Source organism: Zoogloea sp. (assembly GCF_041911615.1).
Lineage (GTDB): Bacteria > Pseudomonadota > Gammaproteobacteria > Burkholderiales > Rhodocyclaceae > Zoogloea.
This window is the reverse complement of sequence record NZ_JAYROR010000135.1, coordinates 1-22,127: the sequence shown is the minus strand read 5'-3', so window position 1 is coordinate 22,127 and position 22,127 is coordinate 1. Positions and strand designations below refer to the sequence as shown.

Sequence of the window (22,127 nt, the reverse complement as noted above, 5' to 3'; positions counted from 1 at the left end):
CGTCAATCGCGGCGCAGCAGCCCGGCGGCGAGGCGAGCGCGCTTGTTGGCGGTGCCGAGGTAGGCCGGCGCGACGGCCTCGAGGGGCGTCGGCACGCGGCCCCAGGGCTGCGCAACCCCCGCCGCGACGTTGTCGGCACGCATCGAACGCACGTTGTCGCGGCTCATCAACGGGCCCGGCAGGCATTCGAGCAGCGTCGCCTGGAACATCGCCAGGCTTTCGGGCAACGGAATCACCGGGCAGGGGTGGCCGCTGACCCGGCCGACGTATTCGACCAGCTCGCGCAGGGTGTAGACCCGCGGGCCGGCGAGCTCGAAGGTCTGGCCGACAGCGTCCGGGCGGACCAGGGATGCGGCCACCACGTCGGCCACGTCACCGACGAACACCGGCTGGAAGCGCGCCGTGGCCCCGCCCAAGGGCAGCAGCGGAAAGCGCTTCACCAGCCCGGCGAAGAGGTTGAGAAAGCTGTCGCCGGGACCGAAGATCACCGACGGTCGCAGGATCGTCCACGCCAGCCCGGTGCCGGCGGCGCGGATCGCGGCTTCGCCGGCGGCCTTCGAGCGCTGATACTCGGACGGGCCCGCGGCGTCGGCGCCCAGGGCGCTCACGTGCACCAGCCGGCGCACGCCCGCCGCCTGGGCGGCGGTGACGAGACGCGTCGGCAGTTCGACGTGGGCGCGCGCGAAATCGGGCCCCCACGGCGCGCCGGGACGGGAATGGAGCACGCCGACCAGGCTGACCACCGCGTCGACGCCGTCCATCAGGCGTGCCAGGGTCGGCGGATCGAAGACGTCGGCCTCGACCAGTTCGATGGCGGGCAGGGTGAGCAGGTGGCGGGCGCGTTCGCGGCGGCGGGTCGGCACTACAAGGCGCGCCCCGTCGCGGGTCAGACGGCTGGCGACGGCGGTGCCGACGAAACCGCTGCCACCGACGACGAGGATCTTGCTGGGCGTATTCATGGGCGGGCTCCGGAAAGTTCAGTCATGCACGACATGGATCGGCAAAGCGGCGCGGAATTCCCCGGCGCGGCTCACTCGCCCGAGCCGGCCCCCGCCGATGGCGTGTCGAGCCCTGCCCCGGGCGCGGCGCTGCCGACGCCAGAAAGGCTGCCGTCGCTCGCCGCGATGGTGCCGAGGCGCGCCTTGAGCGACGGCGCGCGGCCGTCGAGGAGCGCGGAATAGACGATGGAGTTGGCCATCACCTTCTTCACGTAGTCACGGGTTTCGTTGAAGGGGATGCTCTCCGCGTAGATCGCGCCCTCGAGGGGCTTGGCGTCCTTCCAGCGCTTGGCGCGGCCGGGGCCGGCGTTGTAGGCGGCGGAGGCGAGCACCGGGTGGTTGTCGAGGCCTTCGAGCACCATCCGCATGTAGGTGGTGCCGAGCATCACGTTGGTATCCGGGTCCTGCAGCCAGCCGACGTTGTAGCCGCTCATGCCGAGCTTGCCGGCGACCCACTTGCCGGTGGCCGGCATGATCTGCATCAGCCCCTGGGCGCCGACGCCCGAGCGGGCGGCGGTGACGAAGCGGCTCTCCTGGCGCATCAGGCCGTACACCCAGCCGGTGTCGAGGTCGCGACTCTTCGCGTTGGGCTCGATGCGCTCGCGGTAGGGGGCGAGGTAGCGCAGGCTGTAGTCGTGCTCGTTGCGGGTCTTGTCGGCGGCGTTGATGGCGCGGTCGTAGATGCCGAGCTGCTGGGCGAGCTGGGCGGCGGCCAGCAAGAAGCGGTCGTCGCGATTGCGCAGCGCCCAGTTCCACTCGCGGGTGCCCTCGGTGCGCAGATCGAGGCGGAACAGGGCCACGGCGCGCTGGATGCCGGGGGCGTTGCGGGTCTGGTCGAATTCCTCGGTGCTGATCGGCCGCGCCTTCCGGGGCAGCGTGAAGCTGCGGCCGAGCTCCTCGTCGGCGAGGATCGCGTAGAAGGTGGGATGCCCGGCGATGCGCTCGAACGCCTTGCGGGCCGCCTCGCGGTTGCCCAGCGCCTGCTGGGCGCGGCCGAGCCAGTAGGTCCAGTCGGGCTGGCTGCGCTGCTCGGCGGACATGGCCTCGACGGCGCCCTTGACGGCCTTCCAGTCGCCGGCGCGCAGGGCGGCCCGCACCCGCCAGGCGGCCTGGTCTTCGGACATCGGGGTGTCGCCGGCCATCCGGAACCAGGTGTTGGCGTCGGGCATCAGCTTGGTGGCGGCCTGCCAGCCGATCTGGCCGAGCACGTAGCCGCGCTCCGCGGCGGAGAGACGTTCGTTGATGCCGAGATAGCGCGCGTAGGCGCCCTGCGGGTCGTCGCGGGCGAGTCGGGCCAGGGCCATCAGCGCCAGCTCGCGTCCGGCACGGCTGGCCGAGAAGTTGATCGGCATGCGGTCGAGCCAGGTGGACGGATTGGCGGCCGCCTTGTCGAGATCGGCGGGGCCCGGCTGCTGGTCGGCGGGCAGCCAGCTCGCCACGGCGCGGGCGCCGGTGACGCGCTTGGCTTCCATCAGCCGGCGCACGCGGCCCCACATCTCGTCGGGGCTCACCATCGCCTCCCGGACCAGCGCCTGCAGCACCGGCACGCAGGCCTCCGGCGTATCCACCAGCGAGAACCACAGCGGGCGCACTTCGGCCAGCACGTCGGGGTCGCCGCTCGCGAGGCGGGCCTGACTGTAGTAGCACTTGAGATCCTGCTCGGGCTGCTCGAGCTTGTCGAACTCGGCGACGAAGGGGCCGAAATCGCCGCGCTTGCCCATGAAGCGCAACCAGTCGGCACGCAGTTTCTCGGCCGGCCAGCTGCCCGGGTAGCGCTGCAGGAAGTCGCGGATGCGGGCGTAATCGACGTCGTTAGGGCGGGCCAGCATGTTGGACAGCGCCCAGTATTCGGGATAGAGGTCGAGGACGTGTCCGGTCGGCGGGGCCAGCTGGGCCAGACGGCCGCGATCACCGCCCCGGGCCGCGTCCTTGGCCAGCAGGATCCGCTCGTCGCCGGGATCGCCGCCGGCCGGCATGGCCATCCACAACACTGCCGCCAGAACGGCCCACGCGCTATTCTTCATTGCTCTACGTCTCGCCAAAATGCCGCCGGAGAATAGCACAGTGACCTCGCCCTTCCCCGCCTCGCCGGCCCGATCCGGCAGCGAAATCGCCACCCTGCGCAAAAACCTTCGCAACGCCCGCATCGCCGCCCGCGAAGCGCTGCCCCCGACGACCCGCGCGGCCCTCACGGCGCGGATCGAGACGCAACTCGACGCGCTCGTGGCCCGCCTCGCCCCGATGCGGCTGGCCTTCTGCTGGCCCTGGCGCGGCGAGGCCGACCTGGTGCCGTGGGTGCGTCGCTGGCTGGCCGCCGAGCCGGCGCGGCAGGCAGCGCTGCCGGTGGTGCTGAACCCGGCGCAGCCGATGGGCTTCCTGCGCTGGACGCCCGACGCGCCGATGGCCACCGACCATCACGGCATCCCGATCCCCGGCGGCGACGAACGCCTCGCCCCCGACCTGATCCTCGTGCCGCTCAATGCCTTCGACGCGGCCGGCTACCGCCTTGGCTACGGCGGCGGCTACTTCGACCGCACGCTTGCCGCCCTCGACCCGGCCCCGCCCACCGTGGGCGTGGCCTTCGAGCTGGCCCGCGCCGACACCTGCTGGCCGCAGCCCCACGACCAGCCGATGGACTGGCTGGTCACCGAGGCGGGCTGCTGGCGCACCAGCGCCTGAGCGCCGCACCGGCCGGCGCAGGACGACTCAGCGCACCGGCCGCACGCCGTCGAGGGGGCTGGCGAGGATCGCCTGGCGGATCACGTCGATGGCGCCGCTGCGCGGGTAGGTGACGCGCCACGCCAGCGCGATGCGGCGGGACGGCTCGGGCGCCTCGAAGGGACGCACCGTCAGCATCGGGTTGCCGCCCGGAATCGGGGCCGCGGCGGTACTCGGCAGCACCGTCACCCCGGCACCGGTGGCCACCATGTGACGGATCGTCTCCAGCGAACTGCCCTCGAGGGTGCGCTGCAGGCCCTCGCCGGGGCGGCACAGGGGGCAGACTTCCAGCACCTGGTCGCGGAAGCAGTTGCCGGCGCCGAGCAGCAGCAGTTGCTCCTCGGCCAGGCGCTTGGCGGGAATCGCCGCCTCCTGCTCCCAGGCGTGGCCGGCGGGCATCAGCACCCGGAAGGGCTCGTCGTACACCGCCTGGGTGACGATGCCCGGCTCCTCGAAGGGCAGCGCGATGACGATCACGTCCAGATCGCCGCGCTTGAGCGATTCGGCCAGCCGCGCGGTGTAGTTCTCCTGGATCAGCAGCGGCATCGACGGCGCCGCCTGATGCACGCGGGGAATGAGGTGCGGCAGCAGGTAGGGCCCGATGGTGTAGATCACGCCGAGCTTGAGCGGGCCGGACAGCGGGTCGCGGCCGGCGGTGGCGAGTTCCTTGATCTGGCCGGCCTCGAGGAGCACCTTCTCGGCCTGGGCGACGATGCGCGCACCGATGTCGGTGATCTTCACATCGGCGGCGCTGCGCTCGAAGAGCGTCACCGCGAGCTCGTCCTCGAGCTTCTTGATGGCGACCGACAGGGTCGGCTGACTGACGTTGCAGCGCTCCGCGGCGTGCCCGAAATGCCGTTCGCGGGCCAGTGCGACGAGATAGCGGAGATCGGTAAGCGTCATGGGTCACCCCCGGCGAGAACGATAGTGATTAACTATACATCGGACCCATGAAATGGGAAGTGGATAATGAAGATCGCGGTGCCAGGACTGGAAATCCGGCGTCGCGCCCCCATTTTCAGGCACATCACCGGGGTGCCCGGCCGCTGCGCTTTTGTAAGCCTTTGTTCGAACCGGGAACAGGCCGCCGCCCGCGTCGTCCATAGTCCCGTGCCAATTCAGGAGCCACGCATGAAACCTGCCGTTGTCCGCTCGACCCTCGTCGCCTCCGCGATCGCCCTGGCCCTTGCCGGCTGCCTGCAGGAAGGCGGCGCGATCTCGCCCTCCCACGCCGCGACGCCGGCTCCCGCGGTGGCGCCGGCCGTCGCCCCGGCCGCGCCCGCCGGACGCTACGGGCTGCCGGATTTCTCCGCGCTGGTCGAACAGGTCGGACCGGCGGTGGTGAACATCAGCACCACCCAGCGGCTCACCCGCGGTGGTGGCGGCAACGGCGACGACCCCTTCGCCGGCGATCCGTTCTACGACTTCCTGCGCCGCTTCGGCGTACCGGTGCCGGGCATGCCCGGCGGAGGCGGCGGACGCTCGCCGGAGCAGATCCAGCAGGGCGTCGGCTCCGGCTTCATCGTCAGTGCCGACGGCTTCGTGCTGACCAACGCCCACGTGGTGGATGGCGCCAACGAAGTCACCGTGCGCCTCACCGACAAGCGCGAGTTCAAGGCCAAGGTGGTGGGCGTGGACAAGCGCACCGACGTGGCGCTGCTCAAGATCAACGCCACCGGCCTGCCGGCGGTGCGCACCGGCGACGCCGAGCACAGCAAGGTGGGCGAGTGGGTGGTCGCGATGGGCTCGCCGTTCGGGTTCGAGAACACCGTGACCGCCGGCATCATCAGCGCCAAGGCGCGCCGCCTGCCCGACGAGAACTACGTGCCCTTCATCCAGACCGACGTGGCGATCAACCCGGGCAATTCGGGCGGCCCGCTGTTCAACCTGGCGGGCGAGGTGATCGGCATCAACTCGCAGATCTACTCGCGCTCCGGCGGCTTCATGGGCATCTCGTTCGCGATCCCGATCGACGTGGCGATGAAGGTCAAGGACCAGCTCCAGAAGTACGGCAAGGTCTCGCGCGGGCGGCTGGGCGTCGCGATCCAGGGGCTCGATGCCGACCTGGCCCAGAACTTCGGCCTCGACAAGCCCGGCGGCGCGCTGATCGCCAACGTCGAGCCCGGCTCGCCCGCCGAAAAGGCCGGGCTGCAGAGCGGCGACGTGGTGCTCGGCGTGAATGGCCAAAAGATCGACAGCTCCGCCGACCTGCCGCGCATCATCGGCGACCAGCGTCCCGGCTCGGTGGTGCGCCTGTCGATCTGGCGCGACCGCAAGGCCCGCGAGGTGAACGTCACCCTCGGCGAGCAGAGCACCGAGAAGCTGGCCGCCGCGGCCAGCCCCGAACGCAAGAACGAAGCCGCCAGCGGCAAGCTCGGCCTCACCGGACGAGCCCTCACCGCCCAGGAGGCGGCGCGCCTCGGCGTGCCCGGTGGGGTGGTGGTGGACGGGGTGAGCGGGCCGGCGGCGCGCGCCGGACTGCAGGCCGGCGATGTGATCGTCGGGGTGAACAACCAGTCGATCAGCGGCATCGAACAGTTCCGCAAGCAGCTCGACGGCGCCGGCAATCGCTTCGCGCTCCTCGTCCAGCGCGGCGGCAACCGCATCTTCGTGCCCCTGCGGCTCGACTGAACACCTTAAAACGAATCGGCGCCCGACGGGGCGCCGTTCTCTTTCCGCGACCAGGACAAGGCTCACGACGGGCGTCACGATTTACCACGCTCGGGGCGGGAGAGGCTGTTTATAATCGGGAAAATCGGGGCGGTGCCGGCGCGGCAGCCTCCCGTACCGGTCATAACAACGATAAAGCCCGATGTCCCTGCCGTCGTCACGTCGGTTCCTGCTCTTCACCTTCACCGCCCTGTTCTCCCTGCCTGGTATCGCTGGCGACGCCGGGTCGGCCAGCGAGAGCGGCGAAAGGCTGTTCTTCGAAGAGCTGCCCACCGTGTTGTCGGCCTCGCGCCTGCCCCAGGCGCTCAACGAAGCCCCCGGCGCGGTCACCATCCTCGACCGCGACTTCATCCGCGCCACCGGCTACCGCGACGTGGCCCGCCTGCTGCGGCTGGTGCCGGGCATGCAGATCGGCCAGGAGCGCGGCCACGCCCAGTGGGTCACCTACCACGGCCTGGGCAGCGATTACCCGACCGAGATCCAGGTGCTCATCGACGGCCGGTCGGTCTATGCCCCGAGCGCCTTCGGCGGCGTCGACTGGTCGGCCCTGCCGCTGACGCTGCAGGAAATCGAGCGCATCGAAGTGGTGCGCGGCACCAATTCCAACGCCTACGGCGCCAACGCCTTCCTGGGCGTCATCAACATCATCACCCGTCACAGCCACCAGGATCATGGCGCCACGGCGCAGACCAATCTCGGCAGCCACGGGCTGGCCGACCTGCACACCAGCTGGAGCGGCGGCGGCGACGGGCTCGGCGTCCGCATCTCGGCGGCGCGCACCCGCGACAGCGGCTTCGGCAGCCTGCGCGACAGCCGCGACAACCGCACCCTGAGCCTGCGCAGCGATTACCGCCTGAACGCCCGCGACGAATTGACGCTGCGGGCCGGCTACAGCCACATCAGCCGCGACCTGGGCTACCCCGACTCGACCTTCGGCAACAACGCCGAGCGCAGCGCCACGGCCGAAGACAGCACCCTGCACCTCACCTGGCGCCGCACCATCAGCGACGACGAGGAATGGCTGGTGAGCCTGTACCGCAACCACGAGGTCGGCCACGACCGCTGGCTCGCCTCGGCGCCCCCCACCTACCCGGCGGTGCCCCTCGACCGCAACCGGTCCGCCAGTCGCACCAACGTCGAGCTGCAGCACCGTTTCGCCCTGGCGCCCCAGGCGCGGCTGGTGTGGGGGCTCGAAACCCGACGCGACGAGGCCCACGCGCCCTTCCTGTTCGTGGGCGGGACGCCGCCGGTGGCGGAAATGCACCGGGCCTTCTCGAACCTCGACTGGCGCCTCACCCCCGACTGGCAGCTCAACCTGGGCGGACTGCTCGAAAAGAACGGCCCGTTGGTGCCGCAGTTCATTCCGCGCGTCTTCGTGAACTGGCAGGCCGGCCCGCGCGACACCTTCCGCGCCGGTTACGCCCGCGCCTGGCAGCAGCGCAACCTTTTCGAGCTCTACAGCGACGTGCGCGCCTACGACCCGGCCAAGCCCAACACCCTGCTGGCGTGGCCCTACCAGCCCAACCCCGAGCTGCGGGTGCCGCGCGTCGACACTGTCGAGATCGGCTACCTGGGACGTTTCCAGGCCCTCGATTCGACGCTCGACGTGCGCATCTTCAACGAGCGCATCACCAATTTCGTGATCCGCCGCACCGTGCCGGCCGGCAGCGCGATCCTGCCGCTGCCGAGCAGCCAGTTCATCAACCTCGACTCGCCGGTCGAGCTGCGCGGCATCGAATACCAGCTCCGCGCCAAGCCGCGCAGCGGCACCGAAATCCTGCTCAGCCACACCCTCATCGACCGGCGCAGCGACGATCCGGAAATTCTCAAGCGCACCGCGCCCTACAGCGCCAGCCTGACCTGGCTGCAGAGCTACGCCAACGGCTGGTCGAGCACCGCCAGCCTGCTGCGCATGGGCCCGCTGGCCGGCGGTTACGGCTACGTGCCGGGCTGCGACTACGCCGCCCGCGCCTACACCACCGGCGACCTGCGCATCGCCCGGGCCTTCCGCCTCGACGGGCGACGGGCCGAGGTGGCGGTGAACGGCATCAACCTGGGCAGCCGCCACCAGGAGATCACCGATCGCTCCGAGCAGTGTCTGCCCGCCCATCTGGGCAAGCCGGTCAACCCGGCCGCCACGATGGGCTGGATTTCCTTCAGCCTCGAGCTCTAACCCCCCGGAGCCCCGCCATCCAGCGTGCGGCGGATGAACACCGCGCGCTGGATGTCGGTCACCCACACCAGGCCGTCGCCGGTCTGGCCGGTGCTGGCCACCTGGACGATCAGCTCGACCAGCGCATCGACGAGGTCGTCCGGCGAGACGATGTCGATGCGCACCTTGTCGGAGAAATCGGTCAGCTCCTCCTTGATCGTGCTGGGGATGTGGCGCGCGGTGGCGCCGCAGCCCACCGCGCGGGTGATGGTCATCCCGGGAAAACCGGGGTAGGCCCGCAGCACCTCGCGCAGACGGGGCAGTTTCTGGGGGCGGACGACCGCCTTGATTTCCTTCATGCCTCGATCTCCTTTTCCTCGAACCAGCGGTACAGCACCGGCAGCACCAGCAGCGTCAGGGCGGTCGAGCTGACCAGGCCGCCGATCACCACCACTGCCAGCGGACGGGTCACTTCCGAGCCCGGGCCGGTCGAAAACAGCATCGGGATCAATGCCAGCAGCGCCACGCTGGCGGTCATCATCACCGGGCGGAAGCGCTGGCGGCAGCCCTCGCGCACTGCCTCGGCCTGGCTCATCCCGGCCGCCTGCAGCTGACGCACGCAGGACACCAGCACCACCCCGTTGAGCACCGCGATGCCCCACAGGTTGATGAAGCCGACCGCCGCCGGCACCGACAGGTATTCGCCCGCCACCAGCAGCCCGAACAGCCCGCCGATCGACGCCAGCGGCAGCACGGTGATGATCAGGCCGGCGTAGCGCGCCGAGTTGAACAGCACGAACAGCAGGAAGAAGATCGCCAGCACGGTGATCGGCACGATCACCGCCAAGCGCGTCATGGCCCGCTCCATGTTCTCGAACTGTCCGCCCCACTGCAGGTAATAGCCCTCCGGCAGCGTCACCTCGCTGGCGAGGCGCGCCTGGGCGTCGGCCACGAAGCTGCCGAGGTCGCGCCCCTGCACGTTGGCGCCGATCACCAGCCGGCGCTTGCCGGACTCGCGGGAAATCTGCGCCGGGCCGTCCAGCACCTCGATGCGCGCCACGTCGTGGAGCGGCACCACGGCGCCGTTGGGCGAGCGCAGCACGATGTTGCCGATCGCCTCGGCGTTGTTGCGGTACATCGCCGGGTAGCGCAGCAGCAGCTGGAAGCGCCGCTCGCCCTCGTACACTTCGGTGGCCACCCTGCCGCCCACCGCCATCTCGATCAGCTCGTTCACGTCCTCCACGTTGATGCCGTGGCGGGCGATCGCGGCGCGGTCGATCTGGATGTTGAGGTAGCTCTGGCCGGACACCCGCTCGACCCGCAGGTCGGTGGCGCCGGGCACGGAGGTGAGCACCCGCGAGATGTCTTCGCCCACCGCGCGCAGGGTATCCAGATCGTCGCCGAACAGCTTGATCGCCACCTGGGAGCGCACGCCGGACACCATCTCGTCCACCCGCGCCGCGATGGGCTGGGAAATCGCAAGCTCCACGCCGGGCAGGCTCTTGAGGCGCTCGCGCATCTCGTTGGCGATGTCGTCCTGGGTCCACCCGTCGGGCCACGCGTCCTTCGGCTGGAGCGACACGATGGGATCGGACTCGTGGGGCTGGCCCGGGTCGGAGGCCGATTCGCCGCGTCCCAGGCGCGACACCACCATCTTCACGCCGGGCACTTCCATGATGCGCTTGAGCGCCTCGAACTCCATCTTGATCGACTCGTCCAGGGAGATGTTCGGCGCCCGTACGATCACCGGCGTCAGCGCGCCTTCCTGCATCGTCGGGATGAACGACTTGCCGAGCAGCGGCACCACCGCCAGGCTCGCGACAAACGCGCCCACCGCCGCCAGCGTGGTGGCCTTGGGATGGGCCAGGGCCTTGTCGAGCAGGTGCAGGTAAGGCCGCTTGAGCAGGGCCACCACCCGCGTGTCGTGCTCGTCGCCGCCCTTGAGCAGGTAGGAGCACAGCACCGGCGTCAGGGTGAAGGAGAGCAGCAGCGACAGCGTGAGGGCGATGCCGATGGTCAGCGCCAGGGGCGCGAACATCTTGCCCTCCATGCCCTCCAGCGACAGCAGCGGCATGAACACCAGGATGATGATGCCCACCCCGAACAGCACCGGCTTGCCCACCTCGGACGCCGCGTCGAAGATGATGCGCACCGCCGACTCGCCGCTCCGGGCGCGCTCGCCCAGGCGCACGAAGGCGTTCTCCACCACCACCACGGCGCCGTCCACCATCAGGCCGATGGCGATCGCCAGACCGCCCAGGGACATCAGGTTGGCCGAAATCCCGTAGCGGTTCATCACCATGAAGGTGAGCAGCGGCGTGAGGATCAGGTTCGCCACCACGATCAGCGACGAGCGCACGTCGCCCAGGAACACGAACAGCACCACGATCACCAGCAGGATGCCCTCCGCCAGCACCTTGCCGACGGTGAACATCGCCGCATTGACGAGGTCGGTGCGGTCGTAGAAGGGCACGATCTGCAGCCCGCCTGGGAGCATCTGCTTCTGGTTGATCTCGGCCACCTTGAGCTTCAGGCGCTCGACGATCTCCCGCGCGTTGCCGCCGCGGATCATCTGCACGATGCCTGCCACCGCCTCGGTCTCGCCGTTCTTCAGGATGGCGCCCTGGCGCGATTCGGCGCCCAGGTCCACCTCGGCCACGTCGCGCACGTAGACCGGCGTGCCGCCCACCTCCTTGACGACGATGAGGCTGATGTCCTCGACGCTGCGGATCAGGCCCTGGCCGCGGATGATGAGCTGCTCGGCATACAGGGGCAGCACGCCGCCGCCCGAGTTGGCGTTGTTGGCCGCCAGCGCGCGATACACCTCGTGGGCGGTGAGCTGGTAGTAGCGCAGCCGGTCGGGATTCACCTTCACCTGGTACTGCTTGGCGAAGCCGCCCTGGGAGTTGATCTCCGCCACGCCCGCCACCGAGCGCAGCAGCGGACGCACCACCCAGTCCTGCACGGTGCGCCGCTCGATGAGCTCGGCCTCGGTGAGCTGCTTGAGCTTGCCGTCGGCCCCCCGGTCGTCCGGGTGCTCCAGCGTGTACTGGAACACCTCGCCCAGGCCGGTGGTCACCGGGCCGAGCACCGGCGCCACGCCGGCGGGCATCCGCCCCATCACCTCGATGAGCCGCTCCATCACCAGCTGGCGGGCGAAGAACACGTCGGTCTTGTCGGTGAACACCAGCGTGACGATGGAGATGCCGTTACGGTTGAGGGAGCGCATCTCGGTGAGGCCCGGCAGGCCAGTCATCGCGATCTCCACCGGCACGGTGACGAAGCGCTCCACCTCCTCCGGCGAGCGCCCCGGCGCCTCAGTGGCCACCTGCACCTGCACGTTGGTCACATCGGGAAAGGCGTCCACCGACAGCTTCTTGACCGCCAGAAGGCCCGCCACCAGCAAGGCGACGGCCACCACCAGCAGCACGACGCGCTGCTTGAGCGCGCCGCGAATGAGGGATTCGATCATCGCTCAACCCCCCAGCAGAATGCGTCGGCGTTCGTTGTTCAGGTGGAAGGCGCCCTCCACCACCACCCGGCTCCCCGGCTTCACCGCGGTGTCCAGCACCGGGCGCTGCCCGCGGGTCTCGGGCCCCAGCGCCACCTTGGTGAGCCGGTAGCGACCGGCCGCCTCGTCCTCGGCCACGAACACGTAATCGGTGTTGTCCTCGCGGACCACCGCGCTGGCCGGCACCACCAACTGATCTTTCGGCTTACCCTCGATCAGCATGGTCGCCAGCATGTCGGGCTTGAGGCGGCCATCGGTGTTGTCCAGCGCGATCCGCACCAGCACCGTGCGCGTCTGCGGGTTCACGATCTGCCCCACGTAGATGACCTTGCCGGACACCCGCTCGCCATCGAGCGCGGGCACTTCCACCGTGACGCTCTGGCCCACCCGGGCCTGACCGGACTGCTCCTCCGGCACCTGGGCCACGGCCCACAGGCGCGACAGATCGGCCACCGTGAACAGCGCGTCGGACGGCTGCACCACCTGGCCCGGCGTCACCTTGCGCTCCACCACCACCCCGCTGAGGGTGGCGGCCACCGGCGTGGTGGACGAGATCGCCCCGTTGCGCCCCAGCGCCTCGATGGCCTTGTCCGACAGGCCCAGCACCCGCAGCTGGTCGGCCGCCGCCTTGCGCTCGGCCTCGGCCAGCGCCAGTTCGGTCTCGCGGCGCTGCAGCTCGGCGGTGCCGATCACGTCGTTCTGCACCAGCACCCGGGCGCGCTCCACCGCGCGACGGTTGAGCTCGGCGGTGGTGCGCGACTTGAGGTAGGCGAGCTGGGCGGTGGTCAGCTCGGTGCTGTGGATCACCGCCAGCACCGAGCCCGGCCTCACCTCGTCGCCCAGTTGCGCGTGCAGGTCGGCCACGCGGCCGGTCACGGTGGCGCCGATGCGCGCCAGGCGCTGCTCGTCGAAGGCGATGCGGCCGGCCACCCGCAGCGAATCCGTCACCGGCGCCAGCGCCAGTGGCGCCACCTTGAGCTGCGCCCTGAGGGCGTCGCCCGGTTCGATGCGGGCCGGGTCCGGCTTGGCCGGGGCGGGGGATTCGACCTTGGCCTTGCCACAGGCCGCCAGCACGGCGGCGCACAGCACGAGGGTCAGCAGACGGGAGGGAGCGGATTTCATTGCGAATCCTCGAGGTTGGCGGCGCGCAGGCGCTCGATTTCGATGACGGCCAGCTGCAGTTCGTAGCGGGCGGCGATGAGTTCGTTGCGGGCGGCACGGAAGACCCGCTGGGCGTCCAGGTAGTCGAGAATGCCGCGCTCGCCGAAGCGGTAGGCAGCCTCGGCCACCCGCAGCGCGGCCTCGGCCTCGCGCAGGATGCCGTTCTCGAGGGCGCTGACCTGGGTGCTGGCGATCTCGTACTGGCGGTAGGCGGTCTCCAGCGCCTGTTCGAGCACCAGCATCTGGCCGGCCTGCTCGCTGCGGCTCTTGGCCAGCAGGGCGCCGGCCTCGGCGACCGGCCCCTGGCGCCGATCCCACACCGGCACCGTCACCACGACACCGACGCGGGTGTCGCGCAGCTCGTGGTCGCGATCTTCGGAGAACTTCAACGCCACATCGGGCTGGCGGCGCAGGCGCTCCAGTTCGAGCTGGCGCTCGGCGCGGCGCACCTCGGCCTCGCTGCGGCGCAGTTCGGGGTTGCGCGCGCGCAGCTCGTCGCGCAGCAGGTCGAGCGGCGGCACGCTCACCGAGCCGGCCAGGGTGCCTTCGAGCTGGAACTGACCGCCCAGGGCCGGCCCCACCACGGCGCGCAGGGCCGCGCGGGCCTGGGCGACGCGCAGGGCCGCGCTCTCGGCGGCCTTCTGGGCGTTGAGCAACTCGGTGTCGGCCTTGATGAGCTCGTAGCGCGGCGCCTCGCCGGTATCGACGCGCACCGCCACCTTGGCACGAATCTGCTCGGCCAGGAGCAGATCCTCCCGCGTCGCGCGCTCTTCGGCCTGACGACGCAGCATCTCGAAGAAGCGCTGCTCCAAGCGCGCCAGCAGGTCGGACTCGAAGCCGCGGCGCTCGGCCTGACGCGCCTCCAGCCCCGACTGCGCGGCGGCGATGCGCGCCTCGCGCTGCCACGGGTTGTCGAGGCGCTGCTGCACGCTGAGGTTCTGGGCGCCGCCGGCGACGGCCCCCGGCACGCGGGCCTGGGTGCGGCCGGCGAGAAATTCGACCTCGGGATTGGGATAGGCGCCGGCGCCGATCACCTGGGCGCGGCTGGCATCCACCTGGGCCGCCGCCGCCGCGAGGGCCGGATGCCCGTCGCGGGCCAGCGCGCGCAGCGCGGACAGGGAATAAACGGGCGTGGCCAGCGCCTGCGCCGGACGCACGGCGGGGGTGCCGGCCGGCGCGACAGGCGCGGCCAGGGACGGGGCGGCCGCCACCGCGAGGGCGACGGCCAGAACCAATTTCGTAGACATGGGATTCCTTCGACGCGCCGGGCGCGCCGCTTTCAATGCACGGAAACACGGAGCCGCGCGCCCGACGGCGGCCACGAAGGCCGACGCAGGAGCGCCCAGCGGGGGATCAGGCGGGAATCAGACGCGCCTGGGAGGCGGCGAGGTGGGCTGTGGCAGCACCGAGCGGAAACGCGGCAATGGCGTTTCGGCCCGCATCTCCAGCAGCACCCGCGTCGGCAGCGCAAAGCTGCTGACGAAGGCCGGACAGTCGTGGGGACCGTCGATGCCGTTGTCGAGGGCCGTCAGCTGGTCGAACTGCACCTGCTCGACCAGCTCAGTGGCGGAGTCGTAAGCCTCCTCGGCACTAGCGGCCCCCGCCCACACCAGCACGAGGCAGGCGAGCGTCAGGGAGAGCAGGCGAGAGAGCGTTCGACGAAGGGGTTGCATTGCAGCAAGGGAGACCCGGCGGGCCGCCGGGAGTTCCCGTCGAAAGCGAAAATTCCAGGGCGAACGGCGGCGCCAGCGTGACTATAATCGCGGTTTTACCGCTCTGGCCCCCACCATGCTGCATCGCATCATCCTGTTCCTGCTGCTCGTCCCGGCGCTCGCTTTCGCCCAGATGACGCCTCCGCCGGTCGCCGCCAAGGCCTGGCTGCTCCTCGACGTCGGCTCCGGCCAGCTGCTCACCGCCGAGAAGCCCGATCAGCAGATCGAGCCGGCCTCGCTCACCAAGCTGATGACCGCCTACCTCACCTTCGCCGCCATCAAGAACAAGACCCTCGCCCTCGACCAGACCATCCCGGTGTCCCAGAAGGCCTGGAAGGTGCCGGGCTCCAAGATGTTCATCGAGCCGCTCAAGCCCGTCACGGTGGATGAGCTGATCCACGGCATGATCATCCAGTCGGGCAACGACGCCTGCGTGGCGCTGGCCGAAGCCATCGCCGGCTCCGAAGAAGCCTTCGCCCAGCTGATGAACAAGGAAGCCGCGCGCCTGGGCATGAAGAACACCCACTTCGAGAACGCCACCGGCCTGCCCCACCCGTCGCACCTCACCACCGTGCGCGACCTGTCGATCCTGGCCACCGCGATCATCCGCGACTTCCCCGAGTTCTACCCGATCTACTCGATCAAGGAATACGCCTACAACAAGATCAAGCAGCCCAACCGCAACCGCCTGCTGTTCATCGACCCGACCGTCGACGGCGTCAAGACCGGGCACACCGACAGCGCCGGCTTCTGCCTGATCGCCTCCGCCAAGCGCAACGACCGCCGCCTGCTGTCGGTCGTCGTCGGCACCACCAGCGACAGCGTGCGCGCCCAGGAATCCCAGAAGCTGCTCAACTGGGGCTACCTGGCCTACGACACGGTCAAGGTCTACAGCGCCAACCAGGCGGTGAACGAGTTCCGCGTCTGGAAGGGCAGCGAGAACATCGTGAAGGCCGGCTTCCTCAACGATTTCGTGCTGTCCCTGCCCAAGGGCGACGTCGCCAAGCTCAAGGCCAACGTCGTCAGCCAGCAGCCGCTGATGGCACCGCTCGCCAAGGGCCAGACCGTCGGTACCCTGCAGCTCACCCTCGACGGCAAGCCGGTGGGCGACTATCCGATCGTCGCCCTCGACGAGGTGCCCCAGGCCGGCTGGTTCGGCCGCATGTGGGACGCCATCCGCCTGTGGTTCAAGAACCTGTAAGCCGGGCCTAGCAAAACGCCACGGGCGCCCCCATATGCGGTGGGCGCCCGTTGCTTTTTCCCCGCCCAAGGAGCCCGCCATGACCGAAGAACGCCAGACCCTGCTCGAGTTTCCCTGCGAGTTCCCGATCAAGATCATGGGCGCGCGGGTCGACCACTTCGCCCAGACGGTGCTGGAGGTCGTGCTGCGCCACGCCCCCGATTTCGAGCCCGGCTCGATGCAGATGCGCCCCTCGTCCAAGGGCAACTACCTGGCAATCACCTGCACCCTCAACGCCACCTCGCAGCTGCAGCTCGACAACCTGTACCGCGAGCTGTCGTCGCACCCGATGGTGAAGGTCGTCCTGTGATCGTCCGCCGCCTCGGCGTCGCCCCCTACGAGCCCACCTGGCGGGCGATGCAGGAATTCACCGCCACCCGCGACGCCGCCACCCCGGACGAACTGTGGCTGGTCCAGCACCCGCCGGTTTACACGCTGGGCCAGGCCGGCAAGCCCGAACACCTGATCCACCCCACCGCGATCCCGCTGGTGAAGATCGACCGCGGCGGCCAGATCACCTACCACGGCCCCGGCCAGGTGGTGGCCTACCTGCTGCTCGACCTGCACCGCCGCCACCTCAAGGTGCGCGAGATGGTCAATCTGCTCGAACAGGCCCTCATCGACTGCATCGCCGACTACGGCCTCGACGCCCGCCGCAAGGACGGCGCGCCCGGCGTGTACATCCACGGCGCCAAGATCGCCGCCCTCGGCCTGCGTGTGAAGAACGGCTGCAGCTACCACGGCCTATCCCTCAACGTCGATATGGACTTGACACCATTTACGTGGATCAATCCCTGCGGCTATAGTGGCCTCAAGACCATCCAACTCAAGGACTTCGGCGTCACCGAAGACCCCGACACCGTCGCCGAACGCCTGCTCGGCCACCTGCAGCGGCACTTCCCCGACGCCGTCGCCCCCACCGCCTGACCAAAGGACGCAGCCCGATGAGCACCGACAGCCGCAAGCAGCGCGGCGCCGAAAAGACCGCCCGCATCCCGATCAAGATCGTCCCGGCCGAACGCCTGAAAAAGCCCGAGTGGATCCGCATCAAGCTCGGCGCCGGTGCCGAGGTCGAGCGCTTCAACGAGATCAAGGACACCCTGCGCGAGCACAAGCTGCACACCGTCTGCGAGGAAGCCTCCTGCCCCAACATCCACGAATGCTTCGGCAAGGGCACGGCCACCTTCATGATCATGGGTGACATCTGCACCCGCCGCTGCCCGTTCTGCGACGTGGGCCACGGCCGCCCCGAGCCGCTCAACGCCAACGAGCCCGGCGATCTGGCCAAGACCATCGCGGCGATGCGCCTCAACTACGTGGTGATCACCAGCGTCGACCGCGACGACCTGCGCGACGGCGGCGCCCAGCACTTCGTCGACTGCATCCGGGCCACCCGCGAAGCCAGCCCCAAGACCACCATCGAGGTGCTGGTGCCGGATTTCCGCGGCCGCATGGACATCGCCCTCGAAATCTTCGACGCCGCCCCGCCCGACGTCATGAACCACAACCTCGAAACCGTGCCGCGCCTCTACAAGCAGGCCCGCCCGGGCGCCGACTACGCCTACTCCCTCGAGCTGCTCAAGCAATTCAAGGCGCGCCACCCCGAGGTGCCCACCAAATCCGGCCTGATGGTCGGCCTCGGCGAGACCGACGACGAAATCCTCGAAGTCATGCGCGACATGCGCGCCCACGACGTCGAAATGCTCACCATCGGCCAGTACCTGCAGCCCTCCGGCGGCCATCTGCCGGTGCTGCGCTACGTGCATCCCGACACTTTCAAGATGTTCGAGACCGAAGCGCTCAAGATGGGCTTCAAGAACGCCGCCTGCGGCCCCATGGTCCGCTCCAGCTACTGGGCCGACCAGCAGGCGCATGGCGCCGGCGTGGTTTAAACCACCCAGGCCCGGCCCCGCAATGCCCCGCTCCGGCGGGGCATTTCCATTTCGGCGGGGAACTCCCGGATCCCGCCGGGAGTCCGTCCCATTCGACAACAACAACGCCCCCAACCTCAGGAGACCCCCATGACCCAATCCCTCTACACCATCCCCCTCAAGAAGATCGACGGCACCCCCGCCACCCTCGCCGACTACGCCGGCAAGGTGCTGCTGGTGGTCAACGTCGCCTCCAAGTGCGGCCTCACCAAGCAGTACGAAGGGCTGGAGAAGCTCCACGAACGCTTCCGCGACCAGGGTTTCGCGGTACTGGGCTTCCCCGCCAACGATTTCGCCGGCCAGGAGCCGGGCAGCGACGCCGAGATCGCCAGCTTCTGCACCGCCAACTTCGGCGTACAGTTCCCGATGTTCAGCAAGCTCGTCGCCACCGGGCCGGACAAGCACCCGCTGTACGCGGCCCTCACCGCCGCCCAGCCGGCAACCGAAGACCGCGCGGGCATGGAAGACATGCTCCGCGGCTACAAGATCGAGCCCACCGCCGCCCCGGAGGTGCTGTGGAATTTCGAGAAGTTCCTGATCGGCCGCGACGGCCGGGTGCTGCGCCGCTTCGCGCCGGACACCACGCCCGACGCCGACAAGCTGGTGGCCGCCATCGAAGCCGCGCTCGCCGCCTGAGCGCCGGCCTTCACGCCGCCGTCGCCACCCCGGCGGCGGCAAAGAACGCATCGAGCCAGGCGATCCACCCGGCTTTTTCTTCGTCCGTCGCGAAACTCGCCTCGAAGCTGTTGCGGGCCAGCCGGTACCAGGTCGCCGCGTCCAGCCCGAAGGCCGCCTGCACCGCACGGATGTTGGCGCCCAGGTAGCCGCCGAAATACGCCGGGTCGTCGCTGTTGATCGTCACCTTGGCGCCCGCCGCCAGCAGTTGCGGCAGGCTGTGCGCGTCCATCGTCGGAAACACGCACAGCCGCGTGTTCGACAGCGGACAGACGGTGAGCGGCACCCCCTCGCGGACCAGCCGGGCGAGCACCGCCGCGTCCTCCACCGCACGCACCCCGTGGTCGATGCGCTGCGCGCCGAGCACGTCGAGGGCTTCGACGATGTAAGCCGGCGGGCCTTCCTCGCCGGCGTGGGCCATCACCGGCTTGCCCAGCGCCCGGCAGCGGGCGAACAGCCGCGCGAACTTAGACGGCGGCTGGCCGCGCTCGGACGAATCCAGCCCGAAGCCGTGGATGCGCCCGATGAAGGGCATCGCCTCGTCCAGCGCCGCCAGACACGCTTCCTCGGAAAGATGACGCAGGAAGCACAGGATCAGCCTTCCGCTGATTCCCCAGCGCGCCGCACCCTCGGCCAGCCCGTCCTCCAGCCCGGCGAGCACCGTCTCGAACGGAACGCCGCGCGCCGTGTGGGTCTGCGGATCGAAGAAGATCTCGGCATGGACCACCCCGTCGGCCACCGCCCGCGCCAGATAGGCGCGCATCAGGTCGCGGAAATCGGCGCGCGTGCGCAGCACGTCGGCACAGGCGTAGTACAGATCGAGGAAGGACTGCAGGCTGTCGAAATCGTAAGCCGCCGCCAGCGCCGCCTCGTCGGCGTAGGGCAGCGTCACCCCGTTGCGGCGCGCCAGCGCAAAGGCCAAGCCGGGCTCCAGCGTGCCTTCGATGTGCAGGTGCAGCTCGGCCTTGGGCATCGCCAGGGCGAGGTTCAGCGGATCGGTGGACATGGCGGCGACTCCGGTCGGACACGATACGGCCATCTTACCCGCCGACGGCAAAAGATCGGCGCCGCCACGCCGTAAACAGGCTCGCCCCCGCCCGATCGACCTCGCCGGAGAACCGCCATGTCCCCTCAGCCCGCCGCCCCGGACCACGGCCACGCCACCAGCTTCGCCATCACGCTGATGGCGCATCTCGTGGTCCCCACCTTCGTCCTCGACGCCGAGCGACGCGTGCTGATCTGGAACCACGCCTGCGAGCGCCTCACCGGCATCCGGGCGGACGAAGTGATCGGCACCCGCGACCATTGGCGGGCCTTCTACGACAGCCCGCGCCCGTGCCTCGCCGACCTCGTCGCCGACAACGACTGGACCGCCATCGACAAGCTCTACACCACCCACGACGCCCCCGACACGCCGGCCTTCGGCGTGCACGCCGAGAACTGGTGCGTGATGCCCGCGCGCGGCGAGCGACGTTATCTAGTGGTGGACGCCGGCCCCGTCTTCGACGACGCCGGCCAGCTCGTCGCGGTGGTCGAAACCCTGCGCGACAACACCGCCAACAAGCTCAACGAAACCAAGGTCGCCGAGCAAGCCAGCATCCTCCAGCACCACTACGAAGAGCACGAACGCGAGGCGAAGATGGCCCGCCGCATCCTCGACCACCAGATCCGCACCGACCTGATCCGCCAGGCCGGCGTGCGCTACACCGTGATGCCGGCCACCCACTTCTCGGGCGACCTGATCCTCGCCGCCCGCGCGCCCGACGGCCGTCTCTTCGCGCTGCTGGCCGACGCCACCGGCCACGGCCTCGCCGCCGCGGTGAGCGTGCTGCCGGTGGTTCAGGAGTTCTACCGTCTCGTCGAACAGGACGAAAGCCTCGCCACGATGGTCGAGTCGATCAACTTCGTGCTCGCCAACTCGCTGCCGGCCGGCCGCTTCGTCGCCGCCGCCTTCGTGTGCCTCGATGAGGCCGCGCACCGCGGCGAGGTGTGGGTCGGCGGCATTCCCGGCGTGCACCTGCTCGACGACACCGGCCAAGTGCTGCGCTGCTTCGAATCGCGCAACCTGCCTCTGGGCGTGTCGCGGGACGACGCCGGCATCGACGCCATCGAAACCCTCGCCTGGACCGCCCCGGCCCGCCTCGTGCTGCTGTCGGACGGCGTCATCGAAGCCACCGGCCCCGGCGGCGAAGCCTTCGGCGAATTGCGCCTCGCCGACGCCCTCGCCTGTCCGCGCGACACCGACCTGATCGCGCGCCTGCGCGACGCCCTCACCGCCCACCTGGACACCTGCCCGGCCCACGACGACATCTCGGTGCTGGTCATCGACTGCCCGGCCTAGGCGCCCGGGCCCCGGCGAGTAAACGCAAAAAAGGCCGGAACCCTTGATTTTACTGGGCTTACCGGCCTGATTCGGAACACTGCGGAACAGCTATTGGTGCCTTGGGCGAGACTCGAACTCGCACGACTTGCGTCACTACCCCCTCAAGATAGCGTGTCTACCAATTTCACCACCAAGGCACTCCGGCGCACCCGAAAAAACAGGAGCACAGAAGGGCGCGGAGTATAGCCCATCTGAGGCGGCTGTCAAGCCCCGCATTCGCTGCGGGCGCCGCCGCCTTGTGATAACGTGGTCTGCACGCCACGTGCGGCCCGGGCCGCCGCGGCACCGACGCAGAGACGGGTTCGGACCATGATCGAGCGCCCCATCCAGTTCCATTTCCGCGGAGCCATCCACCGGATCGATGGTCTGCCGCCCACGCATACCGTTCTCCGATACCTCCGCGAGACCGGCCTCGCCACGGGCACCAAGGAAGGCTGCAACGAAGGCGACTGCGGCGCGTGCACCGTGGTGCTGGGCGAGCGCGACGACGAGGCCCCCGGCGGCGTGCGCCTCGCGCCGGCCAACGCCTGCCTGCTGTTGCTGCCGATGCTCGACGGCAAGGCCCTGTTCACCGTCGAAGACCTCGCGTCCCTCGCCGGCGGCGGCCTGCACCCGGTGCAGCAGGCGCTGGTGGAGGGTCACGGCAGCCAGTGCGGCTTCTGCACCCCGGGCTTCACGATGGCGCTGTTCGCGCTCTACGAGAACCACCCCGACGCCGACCGCGCCCAGGTGACCGACGCGCTGGCCGGCAACCTTTGCCGCTGCACCGGCTACCGACCGATCGTCGACGCGCTACCGGTGGCGCGCGCCCGCGCCCGCGTGGCCCTCGACCGCGCGCCGCTGCGCGTCGCCCTCGACGCCCTGGCGACGGCCCCCGACCTCGACTACCACGCCGGCGGTGAGCGCTTCAGCGCGCCGCGCAGCCTCGCCGCGCTCGCCGCCGCCCGCCTCGCGCGGCCCGACGCGCGCCTGGTCG

19 protein-coding genes and 1 tRNA gene are annotated in these 22,127 nt (G+C 69.9%); 10 read left to right on the top strand and 10 right to left on the bottom strand.

Annotation, left to right across the window (positions count from 1 at the left end; all coding sequences use genetic code 11):
- Positions 1-2: 2 nt before the first annotated feature.
- A complete protein-coding gene (locus tag ACE3P2_RS17930; protein WP_374266982.1) occupies positions 3-959 on the bottom strand; it encodes a complex I NDUFA9 subunit family protein in 957 nt (318 codons plus the stop codon).
- A 71-nt stretch (positions 960-1,030) separates the two neighbouring features.
- Positions 1,031-3,022, bottom strand: coding sequence for a transglycosylase SLT domain-containing protein (locus ACE3P2_RS17925; RefSeq protein ID WP_374266980.1), 1,992 nt, complete (start codon positions 3,020-3,022; stop codon positions 1,031-1,033).
- 40 nt (positions 3,023-3,062) lie between these two features.
- On the opposite strand from ACE3P2_RS17925, the gene ACE3P2_RS17920 reads away from it, so the two are divergent.
- A complete protein-coding gene (locus ACE3P2_RS17920; RefSeq protein ID WP_374266978.1) occupies positions 3,063-3,677 on the top strand; it encodes a 5-formyltetrahydrofolate cyclo-ligase in 615 nt (204 codons plus the stop codon).
- 27 nt (positions 3,678-3,704) lie between these two features.
- Here ACE3P2_RS17920 and ACE3P2_RS17915 read toward each other — a convergent pair whose 3' ends face one another.
- The gene (locus ACE3P2_RS17915) at positions 3,705-4,619 is read right to left on the bottom strand and encodes a hydrogen peroxide-inducible genes activator (protein ID WP_374266976.1); all 915 of its coding nucleotides are present in this window, start codon (positions 4,617-4,619) and stop codon (positions 3,705-3,707) included.
- A 228-nt stretch (positions 4,620-4,847) separates the two neighbouring features.
- On the opposite strand from ACE3P2_RS17915, the gene ACE3P2_RS17910 reads away from it, so the two are divergent.
- Together ACE3P2_RS17910 and ACE3P2_RS17905 are read left to right on the top strand one after the other, a co-directional pair.
- The gene (locus ACE3P2_RS17910; RefSeq protein ID WP_374266974.1) at positions 4,848-6,347 is read left to right on the top strand and encodes a DegQ family serine endoprotease; all 1,500 of its coding nucleotides are present in this window, start codon (positions 4,848-4,850) and stop codon (positions 6,345-6,347) included.
- 181 nt (positions 6,348-6,528) lie between these two features.
- Positions 6,529-8,559 carry a TonB-dependent receptor plug domain-containing protein gene (locus tag ACE3P2_RS17905; RefSeq protein ID WP_374266972.1) on the top strand — a complete coding sequence of 677 codons (2,031 nt, stop codon included), beginning with the start codon at positions 6,529-6,531 and terminating at the stop codon, positions 8,557-8,559.
- Here ACE3P2_RS17905 and ACE3P2_RS17900 read toward each other — a convergent pair.
- The 5 genes from ACE3P2_RS17900 to ACE3P2_RS17880 all read right to left on the bottom strand — a co-directional run bounded on the left by ACE3P2_RS17900 (position 8,556) and on the right by ACE3P2_RS17880 (position 14,883).
- Complete coding sequence (locus tag ACE3P2_RS17900; RefSeq protein WP_374266970.1) at positions 8,556-8,897, bottom strand: P-II family nitrogen regulator; 342 nt, start codon at positions 8,895-8,897, stop codon at positions 8,556-8,558. The genes ACE3P2_RS17905 and ACE3P2_RS17900 overlap by 4 nt on opposite strands.
- Entirely contained in the window at positions 8,894-12,010 is a 3,117-nt protein-coding gene (locus tag ACE3P2_RS17895; protein ID WP_374266967.1) for an efflux RND transporter permease subunit, read from the bottom strand. The genes ACE3P2_RS17900 and ACE3P2_RS17895 overlap by 4 nt, the downstream gene beginning before the upstream one ends.
- A 3-nt stretch (positions 12,011-12,013) precedes the next feature.
- Positions 12,014-13,171 (bottom strand): efflux RND transporter periplasmic adaptor subunit, encoded by a 1,158-nt coding sequence (locus tag ACE3P2_RS17890; RefSeq protein ID WP_374266965.1) that lies wholly within the window; start codon positions 13,169-13,171, stop codon positions 12,014-12,016.
- A complete protein-coding gene (locus ACE3P2_RS17885) occupies positions 13,168-14,457 on the bottom strand; it encodes a TolC family protein (RefSeq protein ID WP_374266963.1) in 1,290 nt (429 codons plus the stop codon). The genes ACE3P2_RS17890 and ACE3P2_RS17885 overlap by 4 nt, the downstream gene beginning before the upstream one ends.
- 117 nt (positions 14,458-14,574) lie before the next feature.
- The gene (locus ACE3P2_RS17880) at positions 14,575-14,883 is read right to left on the bottom strand and encodes a hypothetical protein (protein WP_374266961.1); all 309 of its coding nucleotides are present in this window, start codon (positions 14,881-14,883) and stop codon (positions 14,575-14,577) included.
- 115 nt (positions 14,884-14,998) lie between these two features.
- On the opposite strand from ACE3P2_RS17880, the gene ACE3P2_RS17875 reads away from it, so the two are divergent.
- The 5 genes from ACE3P2_RS17875 (at position 14,999) to ACE3P2_RS17855 (ending at position 18,729) form a co-directional block, all read left to right on the top strand.
- The gene (locus ACE3P2_RS17875; RefSeq protein ID WP_374266959.1) at positions 14,999-16,123 is read left to right on the top strand and encodes a D-alanyl-D-alanine carboxypeptidase family protein; all 1,125 of its coding nucleotides are present in this window, start codon (positions 14,999-15,001) and stop codon (positions 16,121-16,123) included.
- Positions 16,124-16,202: 79 nt separating this feature from the next.
- Positions 16,203-16,472, top strand: coding sequence for a YbeD family protein (locus tag ACE3P2_RS17870; protein ID WP_153162826.1), 270 nt, complete (start codon positions 16,203-16,205; stop codon positions 16,470-16,472).
- Positions 16,469-17,089 (top strand): lipoyl(octanoyl) transferase LipB, encoded by a 621-nt coding sequence (gene lipB / locus ACE3P2_RS17865; RefSeq protein ID WP_374266957.1) that lies wholly within the window; start codon positions 16,469-16,471, stop codon positions 17,087-17,089. The genes ACE3P2_RS17870 and lipB overlap by 4 nt, the downstream gene beginning before the upstream one ends.
- 17 nt (positions 17,090-17,106) lie before the next feature.
- Entirely contained in the window at positions 17,107-18,054 is a 948-nt protein-coding gene (gene lipA / locus ACE3P2_RS17860; protein WP_374266955.1) for a lipoyl synthase, read from the top strand.
- 129 nt (positions 18,055-18,183) lie between these two features.
- Positions 18,184-18,729: a glutathione peroxidase gene (locus tag ACE3P2_RS17855; RefSeq protein WP_374266953.1), complete on the top strand. Its 546-nt coding sequence runs from the start codon at positions 18,184-18,186 to the stop codon at positions 18,727-18,729.
- Between the two features lie 10 nt (positions 18,730-18,739).
- On the opposite strand, the gene ACE3P2_RS17850 is transcribed toward ACE3P2_RS17855, so the two are convergent.
- Complete coding sequence (locus ACE3P2_RS17850; RefSeq protein ID WP_374266951.1) at positions 18,740-19,774, bottom strand: adenosine deaminase; 1,035 nt, start codon at positions 19,772-19,774, stop codon at positions 18,740-18,742.
- A gap of 117 nt (positions 19,775-19,891) precedes the next feature.
- Between ACE3P2_RS17850 and ACE3P2_RS17845 the strand changes: the two genes are divergently transcribed.
- Complete coding sequence (locus tag ACE3P2_RS17845) at positions 19,892-21,109, top strand: SpoIIE family protein phosphatase (protein ID WP_374266949.1); 1,218 nt, start codon at positions 19,892-19,894, stop codon at positions 21,107-21,109.
- Between the two features lie 94 nt (positions 21,110-21,203).
- Here ACE3P2_RS17845 and ACE3P2_RS17840 read toward each other — a convergent pair.
- Positions 21,204-21,288 (bottom strand) — tRNA-Leu (locus ACE3P2_RS17840).
- A gap of 172 nt (positions 21,289-21,460) precedes the next feature.
- Between ACE3P2_RS17840 and ACE3P2_RS17835 the strand changes: the two genes are divergently transcribed.
- On the top strand, positions 21,461-22,127 hold a 667-nt coding region (locus ACE3P2_RS17835; RefSeq protein WP_374266947.1), incomplete at its 3' end, for a 2Fe-2S iron-sulfur cluster-binding protein.